This is a genomic window from Streptomyces sp. NPDC090021 (assembly GCF_044748225.1).
Taxonomy (GTDB): Bacteria; Actinomycetota; Actinomycetes; order Streptomycetales; family Streptomycetaceae; genus Streptomyces.
This window is the reverse complement of record NZ_JBIVFO010000084.1, coordinates 1-7152: the sequence shown is the minus strand read 5'-3', so window position 1 is coordinate 7152 and position 7152 is coordinate 1. Positions and strand designations below refer to the sequence as shown.

Genomic DNA, 7152 nt, shown 5'->3' with positions numbered 1-7152 from the left:
ACCCGGTCACCAAATGCCGGGCCACCAGAGCACCCAGCGCCCCGGTGCCACCCGTGATCAACACCGTGCCCCCGGCCCGGAAGACCGGACGGTCCCCCACCCCGGAACCCTCCACCGCGACCGGAACGAGCCGGGGCAGGAACCAGTGCCCGCCCCGTACCGCGCACTGTGGTTCGGCGGCGGCCTCCGGCAGCTCGGGCACGTCCGCGCCCTCCTCCAGGTCCAGCAGTACGAACCGGCCGGGGTGTTCGGTCTGCGCCGAACGCACCAGTCCCCAGACGGCCGCCGCCACCGGATCCGGTCGCTCGGCACCGGCCCCGGGCACGGCCACGGCCCGTCGCGTCACCACGACGAGCGGCTCGGCGACTTCGGCGGCCACCCGGGCCTGGAGCGCGGCCAGCACCTTCGCCAGCACCGCACCGACGGGCTCGTTCCCGGTCACCGGCTCCAGCACGTCGAATGCGCCGCCCGTGCCGGACGGACCGGCGTACGGCTGCCAGTCCACCCGCAGCAGCGGCACCCGCCGGGCCCCGGCGGTCCGCAGCCCCTCCTTGTCCACCGGGCGCAGACTCAGCGAGTCCACGTCCGCCACCACGCCGCCGAGCACGTCGGCGACCGAGACCGAGATTTCGTTCCGGCCGGCCGAACGCAGCCGGACCCGCAGGGCGGTGGCGCCCTCCGCGTGCAGGGTGACCCCGCTCCACGAGAACGGCAGCGCACCCTCCTCGACCGCGCCGAGCGCACCGAGCACCACCGGGTGCAGGGCCGCGTCCAGCAGCGCCGGGTGCAGCCCGAACGCACCGGCGTCCGCGCCCTCGCCGGCGGCCAGGGCCACCTCGGCGTACACCTCGCCACCGAGCTGCCACAGGGCGCGCAGGCCCTGGAAGGCAGGCCCGTACTCGTACCCCTGTGCGGCGAGCCGCTCGTAGGCACCGTCCAGATCCACGGGGACCGCGCCCGGCGGCGGCCATGCAGCCGGCAGCGGGTCGGCGGAGCCGATGGAACCGGCCGTGGAGTCCTGGCCGGAGCTCAGCGTGCCACTGGCGTGCCGGGTCCACGTGCCGTGCGGATCCTCGTCATCGGCCCGGGACAGCACGGCCACGTCGCGGCGGCCCTTCGCGTCCGGTTCGCCCACCGAGACCTGCAGCCGCAGCGCGGCGCCCGCGGCGAACACCATGGGTGCGTGGACGGTGAGTTCCTCCAGGTACGGGCAGTCCGCGTCGCGCCCCGCCCGCAGGGCCAGTTCGGCGAAGGCGGTGCCGGGCAGCAGCACGGTGCCGCTGACGGCGTGGTCGGCGAGCCACGGGTGCGTGCGCAGTGAGAGCCGGCCGGTGAGCAGCAGGCCGCTGCCGCCGCCGAGTTCGACGGCCGCGCCGAGCAGCGGGTGCGCGGCGGGGCGCAGTCCGGCGGTGTTCATGTCGCCGGTGCGGGCTACGCCCTCCAGCCAGTACGAGGCGTGCTGGAAGGGGTAGGTGGGCAGCTCGACGTGCCGGTACGGGCGCTCACCTGAGCCGGTTCCCGCGGCGGAGGCGAAGGCGGGGGTCCAGTCCACCGCCAGCCCTGCCGTGTAGCCGGCGGCCACGGAGGCGTGGAAGCGTTCCAGGCCGCCCTCGTCCCGCCGCAAGGTACCCAGGGCCACCGCCTCGGCTCCGGGTGTGCCAGGCCGCTCGTCGGCCGCGGCGGCGATCGACTCCTGCACGGCTGCGGTCAGCACGGGGTGGGCGCTGACCTCCACGAACGCCCCGTGCCCCTGGTCCAGCAGGGCCCGGGTGGCGAGGTCGAAGCGCACGGTCGCCCGCAGGTTGCGGTACCAGTACGCGGCGTCGAGCTGACGGGTGTCCAGCAGGTCGCCGGTGACGGCGGAGTAGAAGGGCATGCGTGCCGCGACGGGTGCGACGGGCGCGAGCAGACCGAGGAGTTCTTCCTCGATCGCCTCGACGTGCGCGGAGTGGGAGGCGTAGTCCACCGGAATCCGGCGGGCCCGGACCTCTTCGGCGGCACAGGCGTCGAGCAGCTCGTCCAGCGCCTCCGGGTCACCGGAGACCACACACGATGCCGGCCCGTTGACGGTGGCGACCGACAGCCGGCCCGGCCAGCCAGAGATCCGCCGCTCGGTCTCCTCGTACGACAGCGGTACGGACACCATTCCGCCGGTGCCCGCCAGCGCGCCGAGGGCTCGGCTGCGCAGGGCGACCACCCGGGCCGCGTCCTGGAGCGTGAGCGCGCCGGCGACGGCTGCCGCCGCGATCTCGCCCTGGGAGTGCCCGACCACGGCGGCCGGACGGACACCGTACGACTCCCAGAGCGCGGCCAGCGACACCATGACGGCGAACAGCACGGGCTGGACGACGTCCACCCGGTCATAGCCGGGGGCACCGGGCGCACCACGCAGTACGTCGAACAGCGACCAGTCGGTGAACTCGGCCAGCGCGGCCGCGCATTCCGCCATCCGCTCGCGGAAGACCGGTGCGGTCTCCAGGAGTTCGAGGGCCATGCCCACCCACTGCGAGCCCTGACCGGGGAAGACGAAGACGGTGCCGCCGAGGCCGCCGGGGGTGCCGGCGGCGGTGACCACGCGGGGGTCGGGGCGGCCGTCGGCGAGGGCGTCCAGGGCGTCCCGTACGGCGTCGCGGTCGGGGGCGGTCACGACGGCCCTCTGGCCGAAGACGGCCCGGGTGCTGTGGAGTGCCCAGGCCACGTCCGCCACGTCGACGGAGTGAGGGGCGTCCGCCGCGAGCAGGTCGCGTAGCCGGGCGGCCAGTTCGGACAGCGGCTGCTCGGCGCGGGCGGACAGCACGAGCGGGGGGAGCGGGCGGTCGGCCGGGGGCTCTGCCTCGGCCACCGGTTCGGGTGCGGTTTCGGTTTCGGGTTCTTCGAGGATGACGTGGGCGTTGGTACCACTGATACCGAACGAGGAGACGGCGGCACGACGCGGTCGAGCACCCGGCTCCCACGCACGAGCTTCGGTCAGCAGGCTCACCGTACCGGCTTCCCAGTCGATCCGGGTGGACGGCACCTCAGCGTGCAACGTCGCCGGCAGCATGCGGTTCCGCATCGCCATCACCATCTTGATCACACCCGCGGCACCCGCCGCGGCCTGCGTGTGACCGATGTTCGACTTCACCGAACCCAACCACAGCGGATCACCCCCAGCGCGCTCCTGACCGTAGGTCGCCAGCAACGCCTGGGCCTCGATCGGATCGCCCAACCGCGTACCCGTACCGTGCGCCTCCACCACATCCACATCAGCCCCGCTCAAACCCGCTGAGGCAAGCGCCTGACGGATCACACGCTGCTGCGAAGGCCCGTTCGGCGCCGTCAGCCCATTACTCGCCCCGTCCTGGTTCACCGCACTGCCACGCATCACCGCAAGCACCCGATGCCCGTTACGCCGCGCGTCCGACAACCGCTCCAACAGCAGCAGACCCGCACCCTCACCCCAACCGGTACCGTCCGCGTCGTCGGAGAACGCCTTGCAACGCCCGTCCTCCGACAGCCCGCGCTGCCGACTGAACTCGATGAAGGTGTTGGGGGTGGACATGATCGCCACTCCGCCGGCCAATGCGAGCGAGCATTCGCCCTGGCGCAGGGCCTGGGCAGCCAGGTGCATGGCCACCAGCGAGGAGGAACACGCCGTGTCCACACTGACCGCCGGCCCCTCCAGCCCGAAGGAGTACGCGACCCGGCCGGAGACCACGCTGCCGGTGTTCCCGGCGAGCAGCAGACCCTCGTACCCCTCGGGCGCCGGCTGGAGCCGCGAGGCGTAGTCGTTGTACATGACGCCCGCGAACACGCCGGTCCGGCTGCCGCGCAGGCTCGCCGGGTCGATTCCCGCCCGCTCGAACGCCTCCCACGCAGTCTCCAGCAACAACCGCTGCTGCGGATCCGTGGCCAGCGCCTCACGCGGACTGATCCCGAAGAACTCCGCGTCGAACCGGTCCGCATCATGCAGGAACCCACCACGACGCGTGTACGAGGTCCCGCGACGCTCCGGATCAGGATCGTAAAGGGACTCCAGATCCCAACCCCGGTTCTCCGGGAAACCGGAAATCGCATCCCGCCCCTCGGCCACCAGCCGCCACAGCTCCTCCGGGCCGGTGACCCCACCCGGGAAACGACACCCGATACCGACGATCGCGATCGGCTCGTCGGCAGCGACGGCGGAAGCGCCGGCAGCGCCGGCAAAGGCGCCGGAGCCGTCCTCGTCCGTGCCGACCGTCTCGGCCAGCAGGTGGGCCGCGAGCGCGCTCGCGGTCGGGAAGTCGAACAGCAGCGAGGCGGGCAGCTTGAGCCCGGTGGCCTGGTTCAGCCGGTTGCGGAGTTCCACGGCCGTCAGCGAGTCGAAGCCGAGCTCGCTGAACGCCCGGTCGGTCGGCACCGCCTGGGGGCCGGAGTGCCCGAGGACGGCCGCGGCCTGTGCACGGACCAGGGCCAGCGCGGTCTGCTCGCGCTCGGCGGCCGGCAGGATACGCAGCCGCTCCGCCCACGACCCTGCCGCGCCCTGGCCGACAGCGGCCCGGCGGCGGGCCGGAACCCGGACCAGTCGGCGGAAGAGGGAGGGCAGCGTGCCGTTCCCGGCCCGCCCGCGCAGCTGGTCCAGGTCGAGGCGCGCCGCGACCACGGCAGGAGCCGTCCCGGCGAGGGCCTCGTCGAAGAACGCCAGTCCTTCGGCGTTCGGCAGCGGGGCGATTCCGGCCCGGCGCATTCGGAGCAGGTCGGCGTCGACCAGCTCGCCGGTCATCCCGCCGGCCTCGGCCCACAGGCCCCACGCCAGCGAGGTCGCGGGCAGCCCGGCGGCGTGCCGGATCCGGGCGAGCGCGTCCAGGTAGGCGTTGGCGGCGGCGTAGTTGGCCTGCCCGGCCGTGCCGAAGGTGCCCGCCACCGAGGAGAAGAGGACGAACGCGTCCAGGTCCAGCTCCCGGGTCAGCTCGTGCAGATGCCAAGCGGCGTCGGCCTTGGGAGCCAGTACGCCGGCCAACCGCTCCGGAGTCAGGGACTCCAGCGTGCCGTCGTCCAGCACACCGGCCGTATGAACCACCGCGGTGAGCGGGTGGGCGGCCGGGATACCCGCCAGCAGTGCCTCCAACGCACCCCGGTCAGCCGTGTCACACGCCTCGACCGTGACCCGGGCACCGAGCGCGCCCAGCTCCGCGGCCAGCTCCCCGGCTCCGGCCGCGGCCGCTCCACGCCGGGAAACCAGCAACAAGTGCCCCACGCCGTACTGGGTCACCAAATGCCGGGCCACCAGAGCACCCAGCGCCCCGGTACCACCCGTGATCAACACCGTGCCCCCGGCCCGGAACACCGGACGGTCCCCCACCCCGGAACCCTCCACCGCGACCGGAACGAGCCGGGCCGCGGACAACTCCTCGTCGCGCACGGCCAGCTGGGTCTCGCCCGCCGCCACGGCGGAGGCCAGGGCCTGCGCCGGAACGTCCGTGCCGTCGGTGTCCAGCAGCACGAACCGGCCGGGGTGCTCGGCCTGCGCGGAGCGTACGAGCCCCTGCACGGCCGCGCCCGCCAGGTCACCGGCCACGTCCCGGGTACGGACGACCAGTACCCCCTCGTCGTCCTCCCCCAGCCACTCCTGGACTCGGGACAGCGCCGCCGCGGTGGTCGCATGGACCGACTGCCCGGCGGTCACCTCGTATTCCGCCAACCCGGCCGGTGCCTCGCCGGATGCCGCGTCAAGCGGCAGCGGCACCCAGCCCAGGGCCAGCAGTCCGTTCCCGCTGTCGGTCCGGGCTCCCGTGGCCAGCGGTCGGACCATCAGCTCGGCGATCTCGGCGACCGGCGCGCCCGTACCGTCGGTGAGCGTCAGTGCGGCGGTGCTGTCACCGGTCGGGGCGATCCGCACCCGCAGCGAGTCCGCGCCGACCGCGTGCAGCCGTACGCCGGAGAAGGAGAACGGGATCCTGGGGGCCCCGCCGGATCCGGCCGTCGTGGCGTCCGCCAGGACGAACGGATGCAGAGCCGCGTCCAGTAGCGCCGGGTGCAGGCCGAAGGCATCAGCGGCACCCGATGCCTCCGAGGGCAGCCGGACCTCGGCGAACAGCTCGTCGCCGCGCCGCCACAGGCCGGTCAGGCCCTGGAACACCGGGCCGTAGCCGTAGCCCAGCCCGGCCAGCACCGCGTACGCGTCGTCCAGGGGCACGGCCTCGGCGTCCGGAACCGGCCAGGCCCCTGCGGCCGGTGCGGCCTCGAAGCCGACGGGTTCCTCGGCGAGCACCCCCGACGCGTGCCGCGTCCACGGCGCGTCGACGCCGCCCGTCCCCGGGCCGCGGTGCGGCCGGGACAGCACGGTCACCGCGCGCCGGCCGTCGGCCTCCGGGGCCTTCACGGCCACCTGGAGCTGTACGGCGCCCCGCGCGGGAAGGAACAGGGGCGCCTCAAGGGTGAGTTCGTCCAGTACGCCGCAGCCGGACCGGTCCCCCGCGTGTAGCGCCAGTTCCACGAAGGCGGTGCCCGGCAGGAGCACTTGCCCGCCGACCGCGTGGTCGGCGAGCCACGGGTGCGTGCGCAGCGAGAGCCGGCCGGTGAGCAGCAGGCCCTGCTCGTCGCCCAGCTCGACGGCGGCGGCCAGCAGGGGGTGGCTTCCGTCGCCGTCCAGGCCGAGCCGGCTCAGGTCACCGGCCGTCGCGGCCTGCTCCAGCCAGTACCGCTCGCCCTGGAAGGCATAGGTCGGCAGGGCAAGCGGGTTCACCGGGGCGGGGCCGTGCAGAGCCTGCCAGTCGACGGACAGCGCGCCGCATGCGTGGGCGTCGGCCAGTGCGGCGAGCGCCGAGACGCTCTCGTCGGCGGCTTGGCGCCGCAGGGCGGCAAGAACCCGCACCCGCTCGTCGTCGCCCAAGGTCGTGGCGATGGCGGGGGTGAGGACGGCGTTGGGGCCGATCTCCAGGTAGGTGGTGGTGCCCTGGCTGCGCAGGGTGCGGATGCCGTCGGCGAAGCGGACCGCGTGACGGATGTGGTCGACCCAGTAGCCGGGGTCACAGAGCTGGTCGTCGGTGGCGAGCTCACCGGTGAGGTTGGAAACCACCGGCACACTCGCGCCACGGAAGGTCAGCGTCTCCAGCATGGTGCGGAAGTCGGCCAGGACACTGTCCATGTGCGCGGAGTGGAAGGCATGGCTCACCCGCAGCCGCGTCGCCTTGA

1 protein-coding gene is annotated in these 7152 nt (G+C 73.9%); it reads right to left on the bottom strand.

The window, feature by feature from the left end; translation table 11 throughout:
• Positions 1-7105, bottom strand: a 7105-nt coding sequence (locus tag ACIPXC_RS34785; protein ID WP_401626447.1) for a type I polyketide synthase, incomplete at its 3' end; no start/stop codon positions are given.
• Between the last annotated feature and the right edge of the window lie 47 nt (positions 7106-7152).